Genomic DNA, 25,003 nt, shown 5'->3' on the forward strand with positions numbered 1-25,003 from the left:
CTTTTTAATAGCAGCAGAGAGGACAAGAAAGAACAGTGATGGGGTTCAGGTCGAAGCGAAAAAAGATTGCGGCAAAAACACCTGGAGAGCTGGATGCGATGCAGGCTGCTGGGGAGATCGTTGGTCGTGCTTTGCAAGCTGTGAAGGCTGCGGCGGGGCCAGGGGTGTCCACTGCGGAGCTGGATGCCGTCGCTGAGCAGACTATTCGCGATGCCGGGGCGATTCCTACGTTCCAGGGCTATCAGGGCTTCCCTGCGTCGATTTGTGCGAGCGTCAACGATGTCATCGTCCATGGCATTCCCAGCGCCGCCACGGTGCTCGCAGAGGGAGATCTGGTCTCCATTGACTGCGGTGCCACCTTTAATGGTTGGGTGGGAGACTCGGCCTGGACGTTTGGCATCGGCGAGGTAGCTGACGACGTCGACAAGCTCAATAAAGCCACTGAATGGGTGTTGATGGAGGGGATGAAGGCGATGGTTCCCGACAACCGGCTTACCGACGTCTCGCACGCGCTGGAGGTCGCGACACGCCAGGCTGAGAATAAATTTGGGGTGACATTGGGCATCGTAGAGGGGTACGGGGGGCACGGAATTGGGCGCACCATGCACGAGGATCCGTACCTTGCTAACGAAGGAAAAAGTGGACGTGGCCCCATCATCCAGGAGGGGTCGGTTTTGGCCATTGAACCTATGCTGACCTTGGGTACTACCCGTTCAGAGGTGAAAGAAGACGGGTGGACTGTGGTTACGCTTGACGGGTCGTGGGCATCACATTGGGAACACACTGTTGCGGCTACTGCGGGGGGACCGCGGATCCTGACTCCGCGACGTTCGTCACTAAGCTAATGAAAATCTCAGGGATTTCCGGGTATACTTCACTACATGTCTTATAAACTTCGTTACGCCAAGCTTCGTGGTGTTGCACGGTTCGCAGCCGCCGTCGTCGCTTCTGGCGTCGCAGTCGCCGGGTTGCTGAGCCCGGCCACCGCAGCTGCCCAGCCTGCTGTCGGTTCCAGCGAGGCAACACGCCAGGGCGCATGGGACACCCGTAATTCCCTTAACTCCCAGGCAGGTACACTGCCCCCAGACGCTGCACAAGCCGTGCAAGGTGCCGTTGACGGTGCGGTGAATGGCATGTTCCCGGGCTTGATTCAGGAACGTGAAGCGGCCATCCGTGCGGAAAACGAGCGGCGTGCAGCTGCGGAAGCCCAAAGCTCCGCCCCGCAGTCTTCCGACTTCGACCGTGGACCCTGCCCAGCCACTGCTCGCGCCTGCGTTGACCTTGCAGGTCAGCGCACATGGCTGCAGAAAGACGGCAACGTTGAATACGGCCCAGTCACCATGTCTAGCGGTGCTCAGGGTTGGGAGACCCCCCGCGGCACCCATAAGGTGACCCGCAAGGTCAAGGACGAAATTAGCCGCGAGTTCCACAACGCACCGATGCCATACTCGGTGTACTTCACCAACACTGGTGTTGCTTTCCACGCTGGTCGTGTGGACTGGTTGTCGCACGGCTGCATCCACCTGAACCACGATGATGCCGTCACGTACTTCAACTCCTTGAAGCCCGGCGACGTTGTCTTTGTGTACTAGGTCTGTGTGCACTAGTCGCGTTAGCGAGTATTAGTTCCATCTCTGAACAAATCAGTGCCGGGTAGCCTCCCGCAACAGTGGGGCTACCCGGCACTTTGTGTGTGCTTGCCCTGCGCTTGCTCTTTAGCGTCAATGCAGGTACTCTTCCATACTGGTGTGTGTCGTATGGCGCGCATCGTGTATACGGAAAGGCTGTATGCAGTTGACATCTACCAGGTTGCTGGTGCAGCGCGGCATGTACTGTCGTTGTTTCATCGCAGCTAGGAAAAGTGGAGGACATGGCTAAAAAGGAAGGCGCTATTGAGGTTGAGGGTCGCATCATTGAACCCTTGCCAAACGCAATGTTCCGTGTCGAGCTTGATAACGGACACAAAGTTCTTGCACACATCAGTGGCAAGATGCGCCAACACTACATCCGTATCCTGCCCGAGGACCGAGTTGTTGTGGAGCTGTCTCCCTACGATTTGACCCGTGGCCGCATCGTCTACCGATACAAGTAAGAACATTTAAGCCTTCACATTCCCGGTACAACCTCGCCTTGTGGGGTTGTACTTCGTTTACCTCCGGCAACGGTGGCCGGAGCCTTGCGTATTTCTCAGCCCACCGTCCGGCGTCCGCCCGGTCAAAGTGCTGGTAGGCGGGGATGAATGTGGAGAAAACCACCGTAACAACCGGAAAGGATCTGCCCTATGGCACGCCTTGCTGGAGTTGACCTTCCGCGCAATAAGCGCATGGAGGTTGCTCTCACCTACATCTACGGCATCGGCCCCGCCCGTGCCGCGCAGTTGCTGAAAGAAACCGGCATTTCTCCTGACCTGCGTACCGATAATCTGACCGACGAGCAGTTGTCCTCTCTGCGTGACGTCATTGAAGCTACTTGGAAGGTTGAGGGTGACCTCCGCCGCCAGGTTCAGGCTGATATTCGTCGCAAGATTGAGATCGGCTGTTACCAGGGCCTGCGTCACCGTCGTGGCCTGCCTGTTCGTGGCCAGCGCACCAAGACCAACGCTCGTACGCGTAAGGGTCCGAAGAAGACGATCGCAGGAAAGAAGAAGTAAATAAATGCCTCCTAAAGCACGCTCTGGCGCGCGCCGTTCTGGCCGCCGCGTCGTCAAAAAGAATGTGGCCCATGGTGCCGCATACATCAAGTCCACCTTCAACAACACCATCGTGTCCATCACGGACCCGAGTGGTGCTGTGATCTCCTGGGCATCCTCCGGCCATGTTGGTTTCAAGGGTTCCCGTAAGTCCACTCCGTTCGCCGCACAGATGGCCGCTGAAAATGCTGCCCGCAAGGCAATGGAGCACGGCATGAAGAAGGTTGACGTGTACGTTAAGGGCCCGGGTTCGGGCCGTGAGACCGCTATCCGTTCCCTCCAGGCTGCCGGCCTTGAGGTTAACTCGATCTCCGACGTGACTCCGCAGCCGTTCAACGGTTGCCGTCCGCCGAAGCGTCGTCGCGTCTAGTAGGGAAAGGAAAGGTTACTAGATATGGCTCGTTATACCGGCCCCGCAACCCGTAAGTCCCGCCGCCTCCGCGTCGATCTTGTTGGCGGAAGCAAGTCTTTTGAGAAGCGCCCTTACCCTCCGGGACAGGCAGGTCGCGCTCGCATCAAGGAATCCGAGTACCTGCTGCAGCTCCAGGAGAAGCAGAAGGCTCGTTTCACCTACGGTGTGATGGAGAAGCAGTTCCGTCGCTACTACGCTGAGGCTAACCGCCTTCCCGGCAAGACCGGTGACAACCTGGTTATCCTGCTGGAATCCCGTCTGGATAACGTTGTGTACCGTGCTGGTCTGGCTCGTACCCGCCGTCAGGCTCGTCAGCTGGTTTCTCATGGTCACTTCACCGTGAACGGCAAGAAGGTTAACGTTCCTTCCTTCCAGGTTTCCCAGTACGACATCATTGATGTTCGCGAGAAGTCCCGGAAGATGCTGTGGTTCGAAGAGGCTCAGGAGAACCTCGTTGACGCCATTGTTCCGGCCTGGCTTCAGGTCGTCCCGTCCACCCTGCGCATCCTCGTGCATCAGCTGCCCGAGCGCGCTCAGATCGACGTTCCGCTGCAAGAGCAGCTCATCGTCGAGTTCTACTCGAAGTAATTCTGTTTTCAAGGCCATGCGTGGCCTGCAGATGTCTTCTTTTTGTTCATCCTTCTGCCTATAGACGTCAAATAGCGGGCGTCACACAAGGAGATTTTTTCAATGCTCATTTCCCAGCGTCCCATCCTTCGCGAGGAATACGTCGATACCGCTCGTTCCCGGTTCATCATTGAGCCGCTGGAGCCCGGCTTCGGCTACACCCTCGGAAACTCGCTGCGTCGTACCCTGTTGTCGTCCATTCCTGGTGCGGCTGTGACCAGCGTGAAGATTGAGGGTGCCCTGCATGAGTTCACCACCATCAATGGGGTAAAAGAGGATCTTTCAGAGATCATCCTGAACATCAAGGGCTTGGTGCTTTCGTCTGACTCCGATGAGCCGGTTGTGATGTACCTCCGCAAGGAAGGTCCTGGTGTTGTCACCGCTGCTGATATCCAGCCCCCGGCTGGTGTCGAGGTGCACAACCCGGACATGCACATTGCAACCCTGAACGATACTGGCGTGTTGGAAATCGAGATGGTTGTGGAGCGTGGCCGTGGCTATGTTCCCGCATCAATGAGCGTCACCAATGGCGAAATCGGCCGCATTCCTGTGGACCAGATTTACTCCCCGGTGCTCAAGGTCAGTTACAAGGTCGAGGCTACTCGTGTTGAGCAGCGCACCGACTTTGACAAGCTCATCATTGATGTAGAAACCAAGAATTCAATCTCCGCCCGTGACGCCCTCGCTTCCGCAGGTAAAACCCTGGTTGAACTGTTCGGCCTCGCACGCGAGCTGAACGTTGCCGCTGAAGGTATTGAGGTCGGCCCGTCTCCCGTGGAGACCGAGCACATTGCCTCCTACAGCATGCCGATTGAGGATCTGAACTTCTCGGTTCGTTCCTACAATTGCCTGAAGCGGCAGGAAATCCACACCGTTGGTGAACTCGCCGAGTGCACCGAGTCGGACCTGCTGGATATTCGTAACTTTGGTCAGAAGTCCATCAACGAAGTCAAGATCAAGCTCGCTGGTTTGGGCTTGACGCTGAAGGACGCCCCTGAGGACTTCGATCCCTCCACCATTGAGGGATACGACGCCGAGACCGGCGACTTCATTGACTTCGACGCTGAAGATACCGAGTAGATCCCGAGTATCACGTACGCGCACTAATACGTACACGAGGAGTACAACATGCCAAAACCCAAGAAGGGCCCGCGGCTCGGCGGTTCGGCTTCGCACCAGGCGGCTATTCTGTCCAACCTGGCCGCGCAGCTGTTCGAGCACGGTGCCATCAAAACCACCGACGCTAAAGCTAGGATGCTGCGTCCTTACGCTGAAAAGCTGATCACCAAGGCCAAGAAAGGCACCCTGGCTGATCGCCGTAACGCTTTGAAGCTGGTCCCAAACAAGCCGGTCATTGCTCACCTGTTTAATGAACTCGCTCCGAAGTTTGAAGGCCGTGAGGGTGGCTACACCCGCATCATCAAGCTGGAAAACCGCAAGGGTGACAACGCTCCGATGTCCCAGATTTCCCTGGTTCTTGAGGAGACGGTGACCACCGAAGCCACTCGCGCTACCCGTGCCGCTGCGTCCCGGGCTGCCGCGAAGAAGGCCAAAAAGGCTGCTGTTGCTGAGGACACCGCAGCTGACAAGGCTGCCGCAGAAGAAGCCACCGAGGAGAAGTAATTCTTACCGGCTTCTAGGGCCTGCGTTCTACTGCAAGTAGGGCACAGGCCCTTTTTCTTTGTAAACTAGTGCGCCGTGACGGAAAAAACAGCAACTCCCTCAGCGATGGCCAGGCTTCGACTTGACGTAGCCTACGACGGCACAGACTTTCACGGCTGGGCCAGCCAAGATGGGCTACGCACGGTTCAGGGGGTGCTGGAGGATGCGCTGTCTATGATTCTGCGGGTGCCGACGTCGCTCACGGTCGCGGGACGCACCGACGCCGGGGTTCACGCATCCGGGCAGGTGGCGCATGTCGATGTCCCCACAGCCTCACTGGACACACGGTCCATCGGCGGCGACCCGATGCGCATGGTGCGCCGCCTTGCTCGCCTCCTGCCGGAGTATATCCGGGTTCAGGATTGCACGTTCGCACCAGCTGGGTTCGACGCGCGGTTTTCTGCGTTACGACGCCACTACACCTACCGCGTCACCACACATCCCGGTGGGGCATTGCCAACACGTGCGCGAGATACGGCAACGTGGCCGAAGCCAGTGGATATGGCGGCGATGCAGGAATCAGCGAATTACCTGGTGGGGCTTCATGATTTTGCCGCCTTTTGCAAGGCTCGTCCCAATTCCACGACGGTGCGCGACCTACAGAGTTTCACCTGGCACGATGTGTCCACTGATGCAGAACCACAGTTGTATGAGGCACACGTGACGGCTGATGCGTTTTGCTGGTCGATGGTACGTTCGCTGGTGGGTGCATGCCTGGCTGTGGGGGAGGGGCGTCGACAAGCGACGTTTGCGGAGCTGTTGCTTGCGGAAAAACAGCGGTCGTCGTTGGTGCCTGTTGCGGCAGCGAAAGGGTTGACGTTGGTGGGCGTTGATTACCCGGCGGATGACCAGCTTGCTGGACGGGCACTTTTGACCAGAAACATGCGTGATACGCGCGTGTGAGTGAAAATCTGTGCTACCAATGCCCTTGGTGGTGGGGGTCGGGGGTAGAATTTTGAGAGTCTGTCATTACACGGATTGCAGGGAGTGGGTTTCGGATGGAGATTTACCAGGCAGCGTATGTCGCGATCGCGGTCTTCACCGTACCCGGTTTCGTCGTTGCGTGGATTTCCGGTCTGAAACTACCCTGGGCAGTAGGTGTGTCCATTCCCGCAAGCTTTGGTATTTATGGCCTTGCTGGCTGGTATTACGGCACCACATCCTACGCATTTGACCTTAATAGTGTTGGGGTGATGTGGGGTTTTCTCACCGCACTCGCCCTGCTGTGGCGGCTATGCTTCTGGCGTGGCCGCGTGCTTCAAGCACGAAGACGCGAACGCAAAGCCCGTTTTGAAGAGCAGTGGCGGCTAGCACAGGAAGAGCTTGACGACGACCTGCAGGAGGGGGACCTGCCGGACGGGCCGGAGCGGGTGGCTAACGCCGGGTTTGCAAAAACCGAGGTCATGCACGCCGTCGATATGGATGGGGTAGACGACGAACTCGTTGATGAGCCTGCCGATTTTTCTGACGACCCTGATGCGGAAGAACTAGTAGAAGAACCCAAACCTCCGCGTTTTCCCAGGCTGCATCGCTGGTGGAATGGCCAGTGGCGCGTGGGAAGCGTGCTGGATCCCGTGTGGATTCTACCTGCTGCGGGCATCCTCACCGGCTGCTACATGCTGATTGCCCGTGGACTGAAACTGCTTGACTCCGCCAAAGGCGGCATGGAGAACATTTTCCAGGGCTGGGATGTGCACTGGCATGCCAGCGTTATTCAGTTCATTGGCGATACGGGTGTGGCATCGTCAACCCGCATGGGCGAGCTGCAAAACCTGGAGACCCACGACACTATGTTTTATCCCGCCGCCTGGCACGACGGCGTGTGGGTGTTCAAAGAGATCGCGGACATCAGCCCCATCGCGGCCATTAACATTTCCTCCATAGTGCTGCCTGGATTGCTGCTGCCTGCTTCTGTGGGGTTGATTGCCTGGCGGCTGGTAGGCAAACGCGGCCTGACAGCGCAGATTGCCGCAGGTCTTGCGGGATTGATAGTGGTGCCGCTGCCAGTGCTCATGTGGATTGGTAATTACGTGGGTGCATGGCCGTATCTGGCTGCGATCGCTATGAGCGGCATTGTGCTGGGCATCTTCATGTCTGTTCCCGCTGTACCTAGCCGCGCATTCGCCACGGCTCTGGCCTTTGGCGGCATGGTGCAAACCCACCCGTCCGCCGCGACCGTCGTGGTGATGAGCCTGGCATGCTGGTGGCTCCTCTGGCTGCTGTGGGCACCAGCGAGGAAACCTCGAGGATGGAAGCAGCATATTGGGTATCGCTTCAGCGATGTACTTATCCTGGCTGCCACAGGTGCTGTGGGCACGTTGTTGTTGCTCCCGCAGATTGTGTCAGGTGCCGGGCAGACGGAAGAAGTCAAGGCTTTTACTGCCCAAGAGGACATTAGCCGCACCGACTCGTGGTGGGTGAGTATTAAGATGCTCACACGGCATGCGGAGGACTTCGGCACGAACTGGCCACTTCTTTGGACAGCCGCTGTGGGTGGTGTGTTGTTGATTCTGTGGCGCCGAAACCTGTGGGGACCGGCGTTCTATGCACTCAGCATTTGGATTTGTGCGAACTCTCTGGTTCCCTTTGGCGATGGATGGGCAGACATCCTTGGTTCTGTGGGGGCACTGCACTACAACACGGGCCATCGCTTGGTCATGCCGGCGGCGATGTTCTGTGCTGCGGCAGCGGGCGTGGGCCTTGCTGCCGTGGGCCGGCTTGTGCTTCTTGGGCCGATTCAGCGGTGGAAACCGCTGCGTATCGGCTCTAACCTGTTGTCCATTATCGCGGGCATTGTGGGTGCATGCGTGCTGGTGTCCTACATTCCGTCCATGATGGATAAGTCCTCTGACTGGTCTATTCTCTCGCCTCGTGATGATCGCATGGTGGACAAGGCAGACAGGGCAGGTTTTGACTGGCTCGCCAAGCAACCGCATGCCTACGACGGCGCGATCATGTTCAATCCGGCGGAAGGCCCCGGCTGGATGTACGCCTACAACGGCCTGCCGGGTGTGTTCCGGCACTACTCCTGGCCGTCGGCCAAAGCCGGCACGGACACCTCACTGGTGTACCACTTCCCGAACTTCGTGGGCCAGGGCAACTACAACGACCCCGATTACCTCAACGACATTGACCTTGCGACCAGGAACCTTGGGATTAACTACTTCTTCGTCTCACCACCTAATTTCTGGGCGTTCCAGGAACCCCACCCCAACATGGAGTTTGGGCTGTGGGACGCGCCGGGACTCACACCCATCTACAAGAACAAACAGGTCATCATTTTTGCTGTGAATGCCCAGTTCACTGATGCTGAGTTGGAGCAGATGCGCGCACCCGGTAATTCTCCAGAGCCGTTGCCGCCGCTGCGCACTAAAGGTGAGGCTGGGGCCACGGAGTTGATGTCCGAATGGAATGAACCCTATTTCCACCGGTCCTGGAAGTTGCCGCACCGGAGCGACCCGCCAACCATACCCCCAAAGGATGGAACGGGCGAGGACACTCAGGTGACTGACCCCTTGGTTCCGGTAGAGATAAACTAGGGTAGTATATGGTCTAACGCACTGTCGTTGTAATCATGTTCAGGGGGTTTCGGGGGAACAATGGCCAATATCCTATTGCCAACATCAAAAGCTCAGGTCAGTGGCTACAAATTTCTCATGCGCCGCGCCCAACACGGCGTGGTGTTGGGCGATATCCGCATGATTCATGATCCGCTTGCGCGCAGGCATCGTGCGCTTTACGCGGGGGCCGCCATGGCTACGGTCCTGGGACTGGGGGCAGGTGCCATGGCGGTGCTGAATCCGGCCATCAATCCCGGGGAAGCACCCATTGTGGCATCGGAATCGGGGGCTTTGTACGTGCGTATCGACGCCACGCTTCACCCCGTGACCAACCTCGCTTCCGCAAGGCTGATCACCGGTGAAGCAACGCAACCCGTACGCGCTTCCGACTCCGTACTGGCCACTATTCCCCGTGGAGTACCTGTGGGCATTCCCGACGCCCCAGGCATGATTGCCCCGGAGCCGCCGGGGGATACGCACTGGTCCGCATGCCACCACGAGGCGGGCGTGTTGGGGGCGTTACCGCACGTTAGCGTGCAGGTGGGCCACCCAGCGGAGCACCTTCGTGATAACGAAGCCCTTGTAGCGGAGGTTGCGGGGCATTTTTACCTAGTGACCAACAAGGGCCGCGCCCAATTACCAGCCGAGAACACCCCTGAGGGACGCGTGATTCGCCGCAGACTCGGCATTACTCCAGATGTTTTTGTGTGGCGGCCCCCGCGTGAACTCCTCAATGTGATTGCGGAGCAGCCTCCCCTACACATCCCCAATAACGTGCGTGAAGTCCTGGTGTCTGACGGTGGTGCGTGGGTGCGTTATGAGAACGGTATCCAGCCCATCACATCCTTCCAACACGACATTCTGCGTGATGCCAACATCAAAGAAACACGAGTCAACGCGGGTATCCTGGCGGAACACCCGGACGCTCCACCCGCCCCTATCACGCTTCCGACCGAGCCACTGATGTTGATTCATCTGCGCCCCGAAAGCCGAGTGTGCGCCACAGACGCGGACGGCGTGGTGAGCGTGGATGCTGAAGACCTTGTTGATGATGCCCACAGCACCCAACCACGACGTGGTGTTGCCTTAAGCGGTGACAGCCTCGCCCGCACCTACGTTGGACCTGGAACCGGGGTGGGGGTGGACTCGGGACACGGTTATTTTGTGGTGTCTGATACGGGAATAACGCACCGGGTGGCCTCCCACGAAGAACTCGAAGCGCTAGGGGTACGCACACCCGCGACTGCGCCCTGGTCGATTATCAGACTCCTGCCCAGCGGTTCCCAGCTGGCCAAGAAGCAAGCCATGCTTCCCACCTACTAGCATTCACGTGCATCTGGCACAGCCTGCAAGCTTTTCACGCGGGCTACTATCACCCACCCCAGCAACACCATGACGATCACCACCACGGCAATTCCACACCGACGCATGATGTCATCGTTGGTGGCGACAGGCTCAACTGCCTGTTGACGGTGCGTGATGGTGCTGTACTTTGCCGGAACTTGGGTCAGGGCGCGGTACGGTGACACCGCCCCGGTCCCCGGGTCGGCGCTTTCAATAATCCGGGCGCGAATTTGCAGTGCAGTATCGTCCGGGTAGCGTTCCTTCAACAGTGCCGCCGTGCCGGAGACGATAGGCGCGGCGAAACTCGTTCCAGTAAATGAGGATGGGCCCTGCTCGGTGACCATCCCCGCTGCAAAAACACTGGCAGGGGGTTCACCAACATCAGGTGAGAGCCCCACTGGCGTTGTGCCCGGCGCGGACAGCAATACCCCGCTGGGTGGGATGGAATAGGTTGCGATGGTGTGTGGCTCATCCTGTGCAGACACAGCCAACACGGTTGATGAATGCGCGGGGTAGACAATGCTGTCAGGTTCACAGTTTGTGCCAATGTTGCCGGTGGCTGCAACAACGACGGTGCGTTGTTCTTCGGCGCGGCGGAGTGCTGCATCAAGCCCTTGCCGGAGTTTCGCACCGTCGGGATGAGTGCGCAGTGCGCCAGGGACGCAGGAGACCACGGAGATGTTGATGACCTGCGCGCCAAGGTCGAGGGCGCGGTGGATGGCGGTGGTGAGGGATTCGAGGGTGCCGCCGTGGTCGTTGTCACGCGTGTGGGCGCTGGTTTGTCGGATGCTGATGATGGTGGAGTCCGGAGCGATGCCCACGTAGTCATCAGGTCCGGCGGCTCCAGCAATGAGACCAGCAACAATGGTGCCATGGCCATCGCAGTCGTGGAGGGGGTTGTGTTCCCCAAGGAGGTCGGCACCGGCGTCAAGCCGGGGTAGGAGGCGCGGGTGGGGTGCGACCCCAGTATCAATGACGGCGACTTTGACGTTTCGTCCAGTGGCTATCGAGTGTGCTGGTTTGAGGGAGCTTTTCGACGCCGCCCGCGCGGTGTCGGCACGTAGGGGAGGGTCGGTCGGAACGCTGCGGGCGCACGCTGGGGGTGGCGGTGTGGTGGTATGTTGGGCGTCGGCACAGGGTGCGGAAGCGCACAGAAGCAACGCTGTGGCAGCGACAGCGGTGACGTGGTGGCGTCTCATCCGAGTCCCCTGATCAGGCTAAAAATGCCAAGAAGATGCGCAGCGAGTGGAATGGTGGCTGCGACGGCGAGGGATTCGAAGCGTTCGAGCCAGTTGAGCGTAGTGGGGGAGAGGGTTTTGATGTGATGCGCCCACAGCGGTGCGGTGGTGCATACGAGTGCGCCGAGTGCCCCGATGCAGAGCAGGGGCGTGTTTTTACCTGCAAAGAGCAGGCAGAGTCCGATAGCGGCGATGCTGGTCATGCCCCATGACCAGAGGGACCAGAGTGCGAGGATGCTGCGGTGTCGCATAGCGTGGGCGAGGACAGCCCCGGCGCTGGCTGCGCAGAGAGCTGCCGTGTAGCCGTCGCCACGGAGGCTGAGCACAATCATGGCTGGTATGGCGCAGGCCACTGTTCCGATGAGAATGCCGTCGAGAAGTGCGGTGGCGCGGGAGGCCCTGGCCTCGGGATTGTCAATGGGAATGTCGGCAACGTTGAAGTCTTGACCCGCCGAGGGCAGTTGTGGGACGCGTAGCCCGGCGAACCGGAGGGACAGCCATGGCGATAGTGCGACCAGGACGGTGGCGATGACGCAGGTGGCGGCGGCAATGCTGCTGGGGGTTGAGGTGAGTGCGAACGCTGCGCTGGTGCACGCGATGACAGTGAGTGCGGTAGCACATGCCACAGTGAGCCGCAGTGGTGGTGTCCCCAGAATGTGGCAGGTGATCAACATGGTTGCGCCGCATAGTGCGGTGACCAGTCCGGCCCATGGAACAGCGGAGAGCTGGCTTGATGCGATGGGGAACGGAATGATGAAGCTGAGTGCGCCGAGGCACGTACAGATGACACTGGTCAAGCACAGGATGCTCAGCGCGGCTAAGGCCCCCGTTGAGTCGCCATCTGGTGAATCGTTGAATAAGGATGCCGTAGAGCGCATGCGGGTGAGCACAATAAGTGTTAAGAGCGCCACGACCAAAAATTTTGCCCCCAGCGGAATGATACCCGTCAGTGGTGACATGGCACAGCACATGATGAGAATGATGCCCACTAGGGTGCTTAATGTGGTCAGCCCAGTGTGCTGACGGGTCGTGCCGTGGTCGATGAAGGATTCTGCTGCGTCGCACAGGACGGGTGGTTCCACGTCGCGGTGTGGCGATAAAACTATGGTGCTCCCGTGGGTGAGTGGTGTGTGGGCGAGCGGTTGCGCGGCGTCGATAAGCACACCTGCAGCAGTGGTGGCTTGCCAGGGGCGGCTGATGCGTGGGGCATCGGCGAGTGTGAGTACCTCATCAAGAATCTCAGCGATGCTGGAGTTGCGCGGAACCGCAAGGTCAATGCAGGTGCTGGGATAAGCGCTATCTGGAATATCAATGCGGATGGTGATGCGCAAGGCGCTGTCAGTGGCCACCATTACCCCCTTGTGACGTGTGAATGTGCTGTGGTTGCACTGCCTCCCCTGTGCAACTATCACAAGCATGGCGTAGAATATTCGCTATGTCCAGCCGGTGGGGGAAACCGGCGTTGAAAAAACATAAAAAGGGGGGTGTTTCCCAGTTGTCAGCACCACATGTTTCACCATCACATGCTGTTGCGTCGAGCACCATTGTGGTGCCGTTAGCGTACGCGGAACGCGAACCAGCGCCGCCGTTACCATCGGGAACCTTGACTGCGGAACCTGTTCCGGCTGCCGTGCGACCGCAGCCGGTGCCGATGGTTCGATTGTTGTTACCGCTGGTTATGGTGTTGGCGTTCGTCGGGATGATGGGGCTAATGGTGCTCAACAGCCGTAATGGTTCCGGCGGGATTGGGGCTGTGTTACGCAACGCGAACCCAGGAATGTTGGTGTTTCCGCTGATGATGCTCATGAGTGTTGCCACTATGTTCGCCCCGCAGCAGGCCGATGATCCCGATGAAACCCGCAGGATTTTCATGCGCCACATTGGTGTGTTGCGCGCGAAAGCCCTGAAAAACGGACAAGCGCAGCGCACGCACGAGTTGCATAAACACCCTGACCCGGCGTTTATGTGGTCGCATGTGGGGTCGCGACGTATGTGGGAACGCAACGCCAACGATCCTGATGCGTTAGAAATTCGGATGGGCGTTGGTGCCACGCGCCTGTGCACCCCCATTGACGTGCAGGATTCCGGTGCGGCCGAAGACCTTGACCCGGTGTGTGCTGTCGCTCTGCGGCACACCGTCCGATCCGTAGGGACGCTGGAGAAAATGCCCATTTCCATCCAGTTACGAGCGTTCCGCTTCCTGGGGATTTCCGGGCCCCACGCTGCGAATATGGCGCGTGCGTTGGTGCTGCAGCTCGTGTTTCATCACGGCCCTGAAAGCGTGGGCATCAAGGTTCTTGGTGGTGGTTGGGAATGGGTGAAATGGTTGCCCCACACACGCACCATCGACTACGCCGCTTACCGCATTCTGATTGTGGATTCCGTGACTACCACTGGAGTGGAATCCTTCATCGACGATCCCTACTGGACCACCATCATTGACGTCGGTTCCCACGAACACACAGCTCTGGGGGCTCGCGCCCGCGACGAAGGGCTGTGCCTCAGCGTCGAAGGTGACGAGCTGATCGCACACACCATGAGCGGCCCAGAACCGCTGGGCAGCCCCGATCTGATCACCGAAAACCAAGCATGTGCTGTGGCCAAAGCCATGAACGCGTATCGACGTCCCGCAGACACCGACTCCGCTACCGCTTCCGGTGACTTCCTGTCTCTGCTTGGTGTGGGCAGCATTGACCAGCTCACTCCCGGCGCACTATGGCAACCTCACACCACGCCTGAGACGGCTCGGCAGCGTCTTCTGGTGCCACTCGGATTGGGCGATACAGGCAGGCCGTTGCTCTTGGACCTCAAAGAATCCGCACACGGCGGCGTGGGACCGCACGGCTTGTGCATCGGGGCTACTGGGTCGGGAAAATCCGAATTGCTCAAAACCCTGGTCCTTGCGCTGGCGGTCACGCACTCGCCGGAAGAACTGAACTTTGTGCTCGTCGACTTCAAAGGCGGTGCGACCTTCCTGGGGCTTGATCGGCTCCCACACACGAGCGCTATCATCACCAACCTGGCCGAAGAATCCACCCTGGTCGAGCGCATGCACGATGCCATCAGTGGTGAACTCAACCGCAGACAAGAAGTACTCCGTGCCAGCGGAAACTACGCCAATGTCCACGACTACAACAAAGCCCGCGCAGACAACCCTGACCTTGAACCGCTCCCAGCCCTGCTCATCGTCCTCGACGAATTCTCCGAGCTTCTTGCCCAACACCCTGACTTCGCCGACCTTTTCGTCGCCGTGGGACGCCTCGGACGCTCCCTTCATATCCACCTTCTCCTGGCCAGCCAACGGCTCGAAGAAGGACGCCTGCGTGGATTGGATTCGCATCTGTCTTACCGCATTGGGTTGAAAACATTCTCGGCTGCGGAATCCCGCCAAGTACTCGGCGTTGTTGATGCCTACCATCTGCCAGCGCGGCCCGGTGCGGGCTACATCAAAACCGATGCTGAGGAGGTCACGCGCTTCCAAGCAAGCTACGTCTCTGGACCGTTGCCCAGCTCAGCTGCAACAGCGGTTGCGGAAACCTGTGGCATTCGTGTATTCACAGACTGGGAGAGCATTGCCCCGCCCGAGGTCATCAATTCGGATGACAATCTCGATGAAGAACACAGCGACACACACGAGGACACCACGACGCTGCTTGACGCCGTTGTGGACATTGCCCAAGAAGCTGGGCGGCAGCAAGGAGTTTCAGCGCACACAGTGTGGCTACCGCCGCTACCTGATACTATTCCTCTCTCTGAGGTGATAGCTGCCCGAGACGCGGCAGCGGGCTATGAGACAATGGAAACCCCGGCAACATGTGACTGGGAAGCAGCTATCGGCATCATTGATCGCCCTTACCATCAGCGCCAAGACCCTCTCGTCTTGTCCTTTACAGGAACCGGCGGGCATGCCGCGATCTGCGGTGGGCCGCAGACAGGGAAAACCACGGCACTGCGCACCATCGTTTTATCCCTAGCAGTCACCCACCCCACCAGCGCCGTTCGCTTTTACGTCCTTGACTTGGCGGGAACCGCCCTAGCCACACTCGCGCGGATTCCACACGTTGCTGGGGTGGCGCACCGTAATGATCCAGAAAAAGTCCAGCGCATCGTTGATGAAGTCCTCGGTTTCATTGACGAACCGGACGATCGGCACACGTTCCTCATCGTTGATGGTTGGCACACCGTAGGAACCGACTTTGACCACCTGGTTGATTCCTTCAACCGCATCGCCGCAGATGGTCTTGCCGCAGGTGTGCATCTTGTGGCCAGTACTCAGCGCTGGACTGCCATGCGTCCAGCGATTCGTGACCTGATCAGCCATAGGATAGAACTGCGGCTCGGTGAAGCGATGGATTCATTGATCGACCGAAAAGCCCAGCTGAAACTTCCGCACGCGCCGGGACGGGGCTTAACCACCGATGGTGAACCCATGCTGATTGCGTTGTCCACGAACCAAGACATTGAGTATGTGAGGATGTCGGCGGAGCAACAAGGGCAGTCTCCCGTCCCACCGTTGCGTGTGCTGCCACCGCAGATTCACCGTGCTGAGATTTGCACTGGCAATACTGATGTTGGAAAGGGCATTCTTATCGGGCTTGGCGGTCCTAAACTCAGCCCCCAGACCTGGGTGCCAAGCGACGCCCCGCATGTGCTGTGCCTGGGTAGCCAAGGATCCGGCAAGTCCACATTTATTGCCACCATGGCCGCTGGTATCACTGATCTAGGCCGAGATGCAGCGCGCATGGTCGTTATAGACCATAGGCGTACCCACCTGGGGGCTTTTGATGAAGCCATGATGGCTGTGTACAGCGCGACCAGTCAGGCCACGGACATGGCGGTTGCCAACATGGTGACCACCTTGACCTCGCGGCTTCCCGGGTCGGATGTGACAGCGCAGGAACTGCGTGATCGGTCCTGGTGGACGGGGCCAGACATTTATCTGCTTATTGATGATTACGATCTTGTGCAAGACGGGGCGTTCCTTCCTCTGAAGTCGCTCATCCCACATGCGCGTGACATCGGGTTCCATGTGGTGGTGTCTAGAAAGTCCGGTGGTGCGCAGCGCGCGCTGTACGACCCATTCCTCAGCGAAATACGTGACCAATCACCTGCGGTGATGTTGCTCAACATTGACCGTGAAGAGGGCGTGTTGTTCGGGGTGAAGCCGGTGCAGCAACCTCCAGGCCGTGGCACATTAGTGAACCGGGGTGCTGTTGTCGGCGTGTGCCAGGTGGCGCAGCCATGAGTAGCCTCAGCTCGGTAAAAATTACCGTTTTGGATTCTGCCACGCTTTTTGAGGGTATCGACACGATTTACCGCTATGACTTGCCTGGTACAGGCGTGGAAGAAGGCTGGGCCGTCAACGCTGTGATCGAACAGATCCGTGACATGTATGGGGCTGTGTGGCCTGATGTTGAGGTAGTCATCGATGGTAGTGAAGCCGCCACGGATATGTTGAGCCGCACGTTGTTGAATAAAGGCGTGACGGCCTACAGCATTGAGGCGCTCACCGATCCTGTGATTCAGGAATCAGGCAGCCAACCTAGCCATGAGGATCTTTTTCAGATCAGGCGTCCCACCGAACATACGCGGCAGTTGCCCTTCACCCGATTTCATGCTGTGCTTGCGGGTATCGGGGTAGTGATCGTCGGTGGGGTAGTGCTGCTTGTTGGTAACTCAGTGCGTACCGACGCCCCCGCACACAGCCATGCTGCAACCGTCAGTACCGCAGCACATGCCCTGGGGAACGGGGCGTCGTCACCCGCGGCAAGTACCCGCCGTAAACAGGAAGTGCCGCCGTCGCGTGTTCTGGAATACCAGAACGTGGTGTTTTCCGTGCCGCAGGGTTTTAAACTTGAACCCCGCGATGACGGTTTGTTGGTGGCCACTGGTGATGATCCAAATCTGCGTATTCTTGTGGCGGCCGACCCCATTCATAATGTGGATCCAGCGGCGGTGCGGCGGGAAGTGGAGGAAATGGTGGAACATGACCCACAGCTCACGGCTCAAAGCGACGAGCAGATGCGCGGGCCTGAGATTGTGACACAAACCTACCGCGAAGATCCGGGGGATGGATCCAGTGTGCTGTGGGTGACGTGGGTGCAGCAGAACAACCAGGTAAGCGTGGGATGTCATAGTAAAACGAATGCCACGATTCCACAGAAAGCTGCGTGTCGAATGGCTGTGGAAACCCTCCAGCTGAAAAATTAGGAAATTTTTTTGGGGTGTAGGGAACTTTATGGGTGGTTTGCTAGTCCAAATGTGGTGAAAAGCTTTTTCGGCATTCATGACAAAGGTGGGTGCGGGATGCTTTTCGGGGGTTCGGCTGGAAAAGTTCTGGCCGGCACGTAATTTCGTTCGAGGAGGGGCGAACCCATGTCTGAGACGTTTAGGACTGAAGCCGATGTCATGGTGTCCACAGCGGGCCATGTTGATGACACAAACAATTACGTTCAATCGGAACTCAACAGGCTTCACGGGGTTGTTGATGGGCTGAAGGGTAGCTGGAGAGGCTCGGCTCAAATGTCCTTTGACAGCCTGATGCAGAACTGGAACACACAGGCCACCAAGCTGCGGGAAGCGCTGAATAGCATCGCCGAGAATATTCGCAGCAACGCGAAGTCCTTTGAAGGTATGGAGGCGCACAACGTCAGTTCCTTTAAAACCATTGGTCAGGGCCTGGCTCTCTAATACATCCACCAGCGACAGAACATAAAACAAGGAGACCTATCATGGATCAGATCAAGTACCAGTTTGGGGACATCGAAACAGCAGCGGCGGACATTCGGGCAACTGCGGGCAGCATGAACGCGCTGCTGGATGATTTGAAGCAGCAACTGCACCCCATGGTTTCAACGTGGGAAGGCGATTCCGCATCTGCCTACCAAACAGCCCAGGCCAAGTGGGATAGCGCAGCCGCAGAGCTGAACACCATCCTGGAAACTATTGCTTCCACCGTGCAGGAAGGTAACGACCGTATGAGTGAAGTCAATCGCATGGCAGCCGCAAGCTGGGGCTAAAAGACTCTGGTTTCACACCGCGACACTGCTTCCTGTGGGTTTCACCCAACACGGCAGGCTTGCTGCAGGACGTAGAAGGGCATTCGGGCTTGTCCGCTGTGGTGTGAAACCAGGATAACCATGTATGAAGACTCTGTAGTGTGGCTCTGCATTGTGTGGCATTGCCCCGATAGTTCATTCAACGTGGCCAACCAGTGCGGGGCACGCACTGCAGAAGTATTTTGAAAACAGATACACCATGCTTTAAGCTGGTGTATCTGTGTATGGGCTGTGGTCCTCCTCTGCATGCAGTTGCGGGGCCAGAGCAGCAAAGACATGCGGGTCTCCACCGGCCGCCGTATGTTTTCCCTGCATTGATCTATGGCTGGCAGTTCTAGACAGACTTACAAGGAGTCGTTTTGTCTACCTATTACCCGAAAAGCGGTGAAATTACCCGCAAGTGGTACGTCATTGACGCCACTGACATGATTTTGGGTCGTCTTGCTGTGGTCGCCGCCAATCTTCTGCGCGGCAAAGGCAAGCCACAGTACACCCCCAACATTGATTGTGGTGACCACGTCATCATCATTAACGCCGATAAGGTTGCTGTTTCCGGCAATAAGCGTGAACGTGAATTCCGTTACCGCCACTCCGGCTACCCGGGTGGTTTGAAGGCACTCACCTTGGGTCGTTCGCTGGAACTGCACCCTGAGCGTGTTGTTGAAGAAGCTATCAAGGGCATGATGCCGCACAACAAGCTGTCGCGTGCGTCGGCGAAGAAGCTGCGCGTTTTCGCCGGATCCGAGCACCCCTATGCTGCTCAGAAGCCCGAAACCTACGAGATCAAGCAGGTGGCCCAGTGACCGAACCGAACAACACCGAAAACCTCGCAGCCGACGCTGCTGATATCGCTGCCGCACAGGCTGCGACTGAGGAATTCACCAACACCATCGCCGATGCCGTGGCTGTGGAAGTTGAAGAAGAAACCGTTGTTCCTGCTCCCGCCGAGCTGGATCAGCCGATTCAGACTGTTGGTCGCCGCAAGCGCGCCATCGTTCGTGTTCGCATGACCGCTGGTACCGGTCAGATCATCTGCAACGGTCGTTCCCTGGAAGATTACTTCCCGAACAAACTGCACCAGCAGCTGATCAAGTCTCCGCTGGTACTGATTGATCGTGAAGGCCAGTTCGACATTCATGCAAACCTCAACGGTGGTGGCCCCTCCGGCCAAGCTGGTGCTCTTCGCCTTGCTATTGCGCGTGCCCTGAATGTCTACAACCCGACTGATCGCCCGGCGCTGAAGAAGGCTGGCTTCCTGACCCGCGACGCTCGTGCTGTTGAGCGCAAGAAGGCTGGTCTGCACAAAGCACGTCGTGCACCTCAGTACTCCAAGCGTTAAGCCTCTGGTTTTACACAAACACCGTCTCTTTTTCACCTTTTCAAGGGTGCAAAAGGGCGGTGTTTTGTTTTTCCTCAGCGTTTGAACGGAGAGGTTTATGGCGAAAAGTGCAGGCTGGACAGTAAACCTGGCGAAAAACACTACAGCCCCAATCGCCATTGCCGCTGCACGTCACTGTTCCAAAAATGCGCAGGTAGAGAAAGAATTCTCTGTGACTGTCATCCTGCCGAAGGATAGCATCAAGAAGTCTATCTTCCAGGGGCAGAAGGTGCTAATTGGCTTGGGTAAAGCAACGAAGTCCGAGCCATCGTCAAGTAGCACGCAGCCTACTGAACCCCAAAAACCGGGCACACCTGGGGAGCCTGCGCAGAAGTCACAGCACCTAGCCGTAGCGCGGCAGGCTTTTGTGCGTGCCGTGTTTGGAGGGCGTCGTTAGGCAGGCATAATAGAATCCATGACTCGACTCTTTGGAACTGACGGCGTGCGTGGAATGGCGAATGAAAGGCTGACAGCGTCGTTGGCGCTCAAACTTGGGGCAGCTGCCGCGCATGTTCTGACCAGTGAAAATAGGACGTCGAAACGGCGCCCAGTGGCGATCGTGGGCCGTGACCCGCGGGTGTCGGGGGAGATGCTGGCCGCCGCACTGTCGGCAGGCATGGCGAGCCAGGGTGTCGACGTCCTGCGGGTCGGGGTTCTGCCCACCCCAGCGGTTGCATTCCTCACTGACGATTACGGCGCGGATATGGGGGTGATGATTTCCGCAAGCCACAATCCCATGCCCGACAACGGCATCAAGTTCTTCGCCGCTGGTGGGCACAAGCTGGCCGATGAGGTGGAGGATGAAATCGAAGCGGCGATGACTCGCCTCCCGGAAAACGGCCCCATCGGCCACGGCATTGGTCGCATCATTGAGGAAGCGACGGATGCGCAGGAACGGTACCTTCAGCATTTGTCGCAGGCCATGCCCCACAATTTGCAAGGCATCAAAGTGGTGGTGGATGCGGCAAATGGTGCGGCATCTGAGGTGGCCCCTCTGGCCTACGGGACGGCCGGTGCCGAGGTCATTGCGATTCACGACAAGCCGAACGCCTACAACATCAACGATAATTGTGGATCCACCCACATCAACGTGATCCAGAAAGCAGTGCTGGACCATGGTGCTGACCTGGGACTCGCGCACGATGGTGACGCCGACCGCTGCTTGGCGGTGGATGCCGAAGGCAATATTGTCGATGGGGATCAGATCATGGCGATCCTCGCGCTTGCGATGAAAGACAATGGCGAATTGCGCAAAAACACGCTGGTGGCCACCGTCATGTCGAACCTGGGCCTTAAACTCGCCATGAATGAAGCAGGCATTAACCTGCGTACCACCAAAGTGGGGGACCGCTATGTGCTCGCTGATCTGAATGCCGGTGGCTTCAGCCTGGGTGGCGAGCAGTCCGGCCATATTGTTCTTCCTGATCACGGCACAACCGGCGATGGCACGCTGACAGGATTGGCTTTGATGTCCCGCATGGCGGAAACTGGCCTGCCACTGAAAACTCTGGCACAGGCGATGACGGTACTGCCACAGGTGCTGATTAACGTCCCGGTCTCGGATAAAGCCATTATTGAAAAACACCCGGTGGTGGTGGAAGCTATTCAGCGCGCAGAAGGAGAACTCGGGGACTCAGGTAGGGTGCTGCTCCGGGCATCGGGTACCGAAGAACTCTTCCGGGTGATGGTGGAGGCAGCCGACGCGGAAACCGCCAGGAAGGTTGCTGGCAGGCTGGCTGCCGTTGTGGCTGAGGTCTAGAAACCTCTAGAAACCGGAGTACAGAAAAATTAGTGGGTGGTTAGGGAACCACGTGGGGTTGTGCGCAGTCTAACCAGATAAAATACTGCGTACAACCACGATCGGGGGAGTAATGACACAACCTGATGAAGTCACGCTGGACTTTGAGCGGGCCTTCGCAGGCATCGCGGAAACACGAAGCCAGTGTGAAGATTACCAAGACCGACATGGACAAACTGCACCGTGTTTTGCGTCATCTGCCGCTGGTCAAGGGTTTGAAGATCAAGGCCGGGCTATTGCTGACATGTATGAGCGCATACACCGGCAAACAGATGAGCAGACCCAGCAGCTTCTCCGCGTCATGGGTACGGTAGAGCAGAGCGTTCACCGTTTTGCGGTTGCGGAGGGCTTTTTCACGGACTGCCTGCGAAGGCTGAACCAGTGACCGACCATGTAAAGGCCGCTAAAGGCATGGTTGCGCAGTTGATGCAATCCTCGCGCGGCCAGTGGAAAGGCCCGAAGATACCCATCAAGGATATTGAGAATGCGGTCAACAGCACCGAAGGCCTGAAGGTGGCATCGCTGCAGCAAGAAGGACACAAAGCCGGGGGCGCTGAGATGACGAGGAACCTTGTGCCCGCAGCGCATCTGTGTGCCAATGTGATTGCTCACGTGAGTGGCGGAACGCTGGCGGATATTGTCATGGAGCAGATAGCCAACTGGCAGTGGGAACGAGAGCGGGGTAGGAAACTATCGGAATCCTCACAGAAATGTGGGAGCACAATTGAATCTGTCCTCGACGACTTTGAGCAGCGGTTAGCGGACCCAGAAGCTGCCGCGAATTTCCTGGTCAATTCCGTGTGCGCGTGGCTGGACAAGGCGGATCCAGAGAAGAATCCTGATGCTTTTCAGCAGACGGTACAACTGGGTGCCTCAAATATCGACAGCTTCAGCCAACTCCTCATGAATCTTTGCGCCGAGCGTGACAAGGCTATTCGATGCTGCTACGACAAGCTCCTTGACGACGGCCGCGACGATAACGCTCAGCCTTCCACTGGCGGCCCAACTACGTCGGCTGCGCCGGTGCCTCAGGCTTCGGCTGTGTCATCATCGGCGGCATCGGCAAGTGCAGGTATGGCAGGCACAGGCATGTCACGTGCAGTCATGGCGGGTGCTGTGCAGAGCAGTGCTGCGCAACCTTCGAACAACGTGCCCATGCATGAGGACCATGCTGTTTCCCAACCCATTGTCCAACCTGCCACTACTGCTCGCACTGAACAGCCGACACCACAACGCCATGCCCCGTGCGTGGAACCGGTTCGCTGTGAGAACGTGCCGTCGCAGTCTTCGTCCCCGGATATGCGGGTAGCGCAGTCGCAAGTACTGCCGCAGAACATGGCGCGGATGACAACTCCGCTGCCTCCCAATTATCAACAGTCAGTACCACAACAAGGATATGGTAATGCGTGCACGCCATCGCCCTCGTTGGATGCTTCGAATTTGATGAGTTCAACCATAGGTGGTGGCTATGGTAGTGGCCAGCCGCTGTTTGAGGTTGAGCACATTATCAGAAACGCGGTGGGTCCAGTTCTTGTCACTCTGGTCACCGCTGGGGTTCGAGAAATTGTCAATCAGGTTGAACACCACCTTGCTCAGTTCCTGGAACAGGCAGGGGCAGGATCTGCTGACATGCACAACATGAATCTTGATGTTTCGGCGCAGCATGACGTCCCCAACCATGTAGTAGAGAACCACCATGGGGAAACACATCACCCAGAGTCGCCTCAACCGCAGGAATCACATGTGGAGTCGCGGACCCAAGGTACCCAAGGTACGGCGCCTCCGGTTCAACCTCCGCAGGAGCATCATGCGCCACCACCAGCGCCACAACCTGTGAAGCCGTCCCCGGAGCCAGTGCCCCATGTTGCTGCGCCGGCACCGGCACCAGCGTCTCATCCACAGCCCGAACCACCTCTACATCAAGTACCTCAACACCAAGCACCAGTACACCAAGCGCCTGCACCACAACCCCAACCTGCACCGCAACCACCAGTGTGCGTGCCAGCGCCAGGTGGATCAGGTGATGCTCCGGTAGGCGGGGCGTCGACAAGCAGTAATCGTGGTCGGGCGCGGAAGGCAGGTGCATGGTGATGCAAAGTTACGACCAGTTTTTAGAGCAGTTTCAACAGCGTGCCGAGCGTTATGTGGCTGAGTTTGATGAGTCGATACGTGCGGTACAAAAAGAATTAGAGCAGCGTCGCAAGAAGGGAGAAACCACAGCGCACGCCCAACATGTGCACGAGGCTTCAGGGCTTGACGAGCAGTTGCGGTGGGTGCATGCTCGCCAGGAAAACAACGGAGAACAAGTGCAGGCGGCGGTGCCCGCGCACAAGACACCTCAGCCGCCACCGCTGCGGCAACCCTCCCGACGGCGACCTGTTCGGGGAATTAAAACGGCAGGCTGGTGAAGGTTTTATCCTGCTCTTTCGCTTGCAGTTCCGCTTTGGTGAGGGAGGACAAGCCACGGGCGTGAACGTCCTCCTGGGCGAACGCCGCGTATTTTTTCTCCCCTTCAAGTTGATAGAGCAGAAAGCCCGTGAGCAGCCCCCGGGCTTTTTCCTGTGCGGAAAACTGTGGTCGGCCCATGCCCACAAGAGCTTTAACCACGGCACCTTCAGAAAAGCCGGATTGCGTGCCTTTGGATACTTCCCGATAGGTGACCGGGCCAGCCCATTGTGCTGCTATTTTTACAGACTCATTTGAGTCAAAATCAGTGGCTTTTCCAGGGCCTATGATCAGTCCCGGGGCTGTGGTGTGGGCGGCTGCGGTCACAGCGGACGGTGCCGTGGCGGCGGGGTAGAGGGCACCAACAGCGTGGATATTGTCGCGGCCCGCTGCCGTCAAGATCGCGGCACCTGCGCCCATGCCATGCCCGGCAACCCCCAATTTTGCGGGGGAGACTGTGACATTTCCTGTTCCTAATTTAACCCCAGCGACGATCTGCAGGCAGGACTCTAGGTCAGCAGCGAGGCCCTGGTGGTTGGGCATGAATCCCATCTCCGTGGCGGGGGCAGCAACGACAATGCCCCAGCTGGCCAGATGTTGAAGGGTTTGGTGGTAGCTTTTCACCGAGGTCATCCAGTCGTGACCAAACGCAATGGCGGCTACCCCATTACCCTCGGCAGGCGTGTACACCTTGCCGGGGAGACCTGCGTAGGAGAGGTCACCAATAAGCACGTGGTGCGGCCCACGTTTGGAGAGCTTGGACAACTGCTTTTTAAATTTCTCAGCCACAAG

General features: G+C 58.1%; 25 protein-coding genes. 22 read left to right on the forward strand and 3 right to left on the reverse strand.

Translation table 11 applies throughout. The annotated features are described in order from the left end of the window. The first annotated feature begins 38 nt into the window (after window positions 1-38). The 11 genes from map to eccB all read left to right on the forward strand — a co-directional run bounded on the left by map (window position 39) and on the right by eccB (window position 10,273). Window positions 39-845: a type I methionyl aminopeptidase gene (gene map, locus CDUR_RS02260; protein WP_179419180.1), complete on the forward strand. Its 807-nt coding sequence runs from the start codon at window positions 39-41 to the stop codon at window positions 843-845. Between the two features lie 36 nt (window positions 846-881). Next, window positions 882-1,592 carry a L,D-transpeptidase gene (locus CDUR_RS02265; protein WP_179418825.1) on the forward strand — a complete coding sequence of 237 codons (711 nt, stop codon included), beginning with the start codon at window positions 882-884 and terminating at the stop codon, window positions 1,590-1,592. Window positions 1,593-1,870: 278 nt separating this feature from the next. After that, entirely contained in the window at window positions 1,871-2,092 is a 222-nt protein-coding gene (gene infA, locus CDUR_RS02270; protein ID WP_027012703.1) for a translation initiation factor IF-1, read from the forward strand. A 189-nt stretch (window positions 2,093-2,281) separates the two neighbouring features. After that, complete coding sequence (rpsM, locus tag CDUR_RS02275; RefSeq protein WP_006062664.1) at window positions 2,282-2,650, forward strand: 30S ribosomal protein S13; 369 nt, start codon at window positions 2,282-2,284, stop codon at window positions 2,648-2,650. Window positions 2,651-2,654: 4 nt separating this feature from the next. Then, window positions 2,655-3,059, forward strand: a complete 405-nt coding sequence (gene rpsK, locus CDUR_RS02280; protein ID WP_006062663.1) for a 30S ribosomal protein S11 — start codon at window positions 2,655-2,657, stop codon at window positions 3,057-3,059. A gap of 24 nt (window positions 3,060-3,083) precedes the next feature. Continuing rightward, a complete protein-coding gene (rpsD, locus tag CDUR_RS02285) occupies window positions 3,084-3,689 on the forward strand; it encodes a 30S ribosomal protein S4 (protein WP_006062662.1) in 606 nt (201 codons plus the stop codon). A gap of 102 nt (window positions 3,690-3,791) precedes the next feature. Continuing rightward, window positions 3,792-4,808, forward strand: coding sequence for a DNA-directed RNA polymerase subunit alpha (locus CDUR_RS02290; RefSeq protein WP_006062661.1), 1,017 nt, complete (start codon window positions 3,792-3,794; stop codon window positions 4,806-4,808). Window positions 4,809-4,856: 48 nt separating this feature from the next. Then, entirely contained in the window at window positions 4,857-5,351 is a 495-nt protein-coding gene (gene rplQ, locus CDUR_RS02295) for a 50S ribosomal protein L17 (protein WP_179418826.1), read from the forward strand. Window positions 5,352-5,456: 105 nt separating this feature from the next. Further along, window positions 5,457-6,293, forward strand: coding sequence for a tRNA pseudouridine(38-40) synthase TruA (gene truA, locus CDUR_RS02300; protein ID WP_179419181.1), 837 nt, complete (start codon window positions 5,457-5,459; stop codon window positions 6,291-6,293). Window positions 6,294-6,388: 95 nt separating this feature from the next. Beyond that, complete coding sequence (locus tag CDUR_RS02305; protein ID WP_179418827.1) at window positions 6,389-8,929, forward strand: DUF6541 family protein; 2,541 nt, start codon at window positions 6,389-6,391, stop codon at window positions 8,927-8,929. A gap of 60 nt (window positions 8,930-8,989) precedes the next feature. Continuing rightward, window positions 8,990-10,273, forward strand: a complete 1,284-nt coding sequence (gene eccB / locus CDUR_RS02310; protein ID WP_267903401.1) for a type VII secretion protein EccB — start codon at window positions 8,990-8,992, stop codon at window positions 10,271-10,273. On the opposite strand, the gene mycP is transcribed toward eccB, so the two are convergent. Together mycP and eccD are read right to left on the reverse strand one after the other, a co-directional pair. Continuing rightward, on the reverse strand, window positions 10,270-11,493 hold the full coding sequence (mycP, locus tag CDUR_RS02315; RefSeq protein WP_179418829.1) for a type VII secretion-associated serine protease mycosin: 1,224 nt from the start codon (window positions 11,491-11,493) through the stop codon (window positions 10,270-10,272). The two genes, eccB and mycP, sit on opposite strands and share 4 nt — an antisense overlap. Further along, window positions 11,490-12,884: a type VII secretion integral membrane protein EccD gene (gene eccD, locus CDUR_RS02320; protein ID WP_179418830.1), complete on the reverse strand. Its 1,395-nt coding sequence runs from the start codon at window positions 12,882-12,884 to the stop codon at window positions 11,490-11,492. Before eccD ends, mycP begins: the two co-directional genes overlap by 4 nt. Window positions 12,885-13,183: 299 nt before the next feature. On the opposite strand from eccD, the gene eccCa reads away from it, so the two are divergent. The 11 genes from eccCa to CDUR_RS02375 all read left to right on the forward strand — a co-directional run bounded on the left by eccCa (window position 13,184) and on the right by CDUR_RS02375 (window position 24,174). Continuing rightward, window positions 13,184-16,777 carry a type VII secretion protein EccCa gene (gene eccCa, locus CDUR_RS02325; RefSeq protein WP_233453119.1) on the forward strand — a complete coding sequence of 1,198 codons (3,594 nt, stop codon included), beginning with the start codon at window positions 13,184-13,186 and terminating at the stop codon, window positions 16,775-16,777. After that, window positions 16,774-17,742 (forward strand): type VII secretion-associated protein, encoded by a 969-nt coding sequence (locus tag CDUR_RS02330; RefSeq protein ID WP_179418831.1) that lies wholly within the window; start codon window positions 16,774-16,776, stop codon window positions 17,740-17,742. Before eccCa ends, CDUR_RS02330 begins: the two co-directional genes overlap by 4 nt. A 165-nt stretch (window positions 17,743-17,907) precedes the next feature. Then, window positions 17,908-18,222, forward strand: coding sequence for a WXG100 family type VII secretion target (locus tag CDUR_RS02335; protein WP_179418832.1), 315 nt, complete (start codon window positions 17,908-17,910; stop codon window positions 18,220-18,222). Between the two features lie 41 nt (window positions 18,223-18,263). Then, window positions 18,264-18,551, forward strand: coding sequence for a WXG100 family type VII secretion target (locus CDUR_RS02340; RefSeq protein WP_006062648.1), 288 nt, complete (start codon window positions 18,264-18,266; stop codon window positions 18,549-18,551). Between the two features lie 398 nt (window positions 18,552-18,949). Continuing rightward, the gene (rplM, locus tag CDUR_RS02345; protein ID WP_179418833.1) at window positions 18,950-19,393 is read left to right on the forward strand and encodes a 50S ribosomal protein L13; all 444 of its coding nucleotides are present in this window, start codon (window positions 18,950-18,952) and stop codon (window positions 19,391-19,393) included. Continuing rightward, window positions 19,390-19,929, forward strand: a complete 540-nt coding sequence (rpsI, locus tag CDUR_RS02350) for a 30S ribosomal protein S9 (RefSeq protein ID WP_006062646.1) — start codon at window positions 19,390-19,392, stop codon at window positions 19,927-19,929. Before rplM ends, rpsI begins: the two co-directional genes overlap by 4 nt. 97 nt (window positions 19,930-20,026) lie before the next feature. Further along, window positions 20,027-20,365 (forward strand): hypothetical protein, encoded by a 339-nt coding sequence (locus CDUR_RS02355; protein WP_179418834.1) that lies wholly within the window; start codon window positions 20,027-20,029, stop codon window positions 20,363-20,365. Between the two features lie 18 nt (window positions 20,366-20,383). Then, window positions 20,384-21,727, forward strand: coding sequence for a phosphoglucosamine mutase (gene glmM / locus CDUR_RS02360; RefSeq protein WP_179418835.1), 1,344 nt, complete (start codon window positions 20,384-20,386; stop codon window positions 21,725-21,727). A gap of 112 nt (window positions 21,728-21,839) precedes the next feature. Further along, window positions 21,840-22,151, forward strand: a complete 312-nt coding sequence (locus tag CDUR_RS02365; RefSeq protein ID WP_179418836.1) for a hypothetical protein — start codon at window positions 21,840-21,842, stop codon at window positions 22,149-22,151. Further along, on the forward strand, window positions 22,148-23,857 hold the full coding sequence (locus tag CDUR_RS02370) for a hypothetical protein (RefSeq protein WP_179418837.1): 1,710 nt from the start codon (window positions 22,148-22,150) through the stop codon (window positions 23,855-23,857). Before CDUR_RS02365 ends, CDUR_RS02370 begins: the two co-directional genes overlap by 4 nt. Next, window positions 23,857-24,174, forward strand: coding sequence for a hypothetical protein (locus tag CDUR_RS02375; RefSeq protein WP_290208017.1), 318 nt, complete (start codon window positions 23,857-23,859; stop codon window positions 24,172-24,174). Before CDUR_RS02370 ends, CDUR_RS02375 begins: the two co-directional genes overlap by 1 nt. Here the strand turns inward: CDUR_RS02375 and CDUR_RS02380 are convergent. Beyond that, window positions 24,155-25,000 carry a poly(ethylene terephthalate) hydrolase family protein gene (locus tag CDUR_RS02380; protein WP_179418839.1) on the reverse strand — a complete coding sequence of 282 codons (846 nt, stop codon included), beginning with the start codon at window positions 24,998-25,000 and terminating at the stop codon, window positions 24,155-24,157. The two genes, CDUR_RS02375 and CDUR_RS02380, sit on opposite strands and share 20 nt — an antisense overlap. Window positions 25,001-25,003 lie beyond the last annotated feature (3 nt).

This window comes from Corynebacterium durum, from assembly GCF_030408675.1.
In the GTDB taxonomy this organism is placed as follows: Bacteria; Actinomycetota; Actinomycetes; order Mycobacteriales; family Mycobacteriaceae; genus Corynebacterium; species Corynebacterium durum.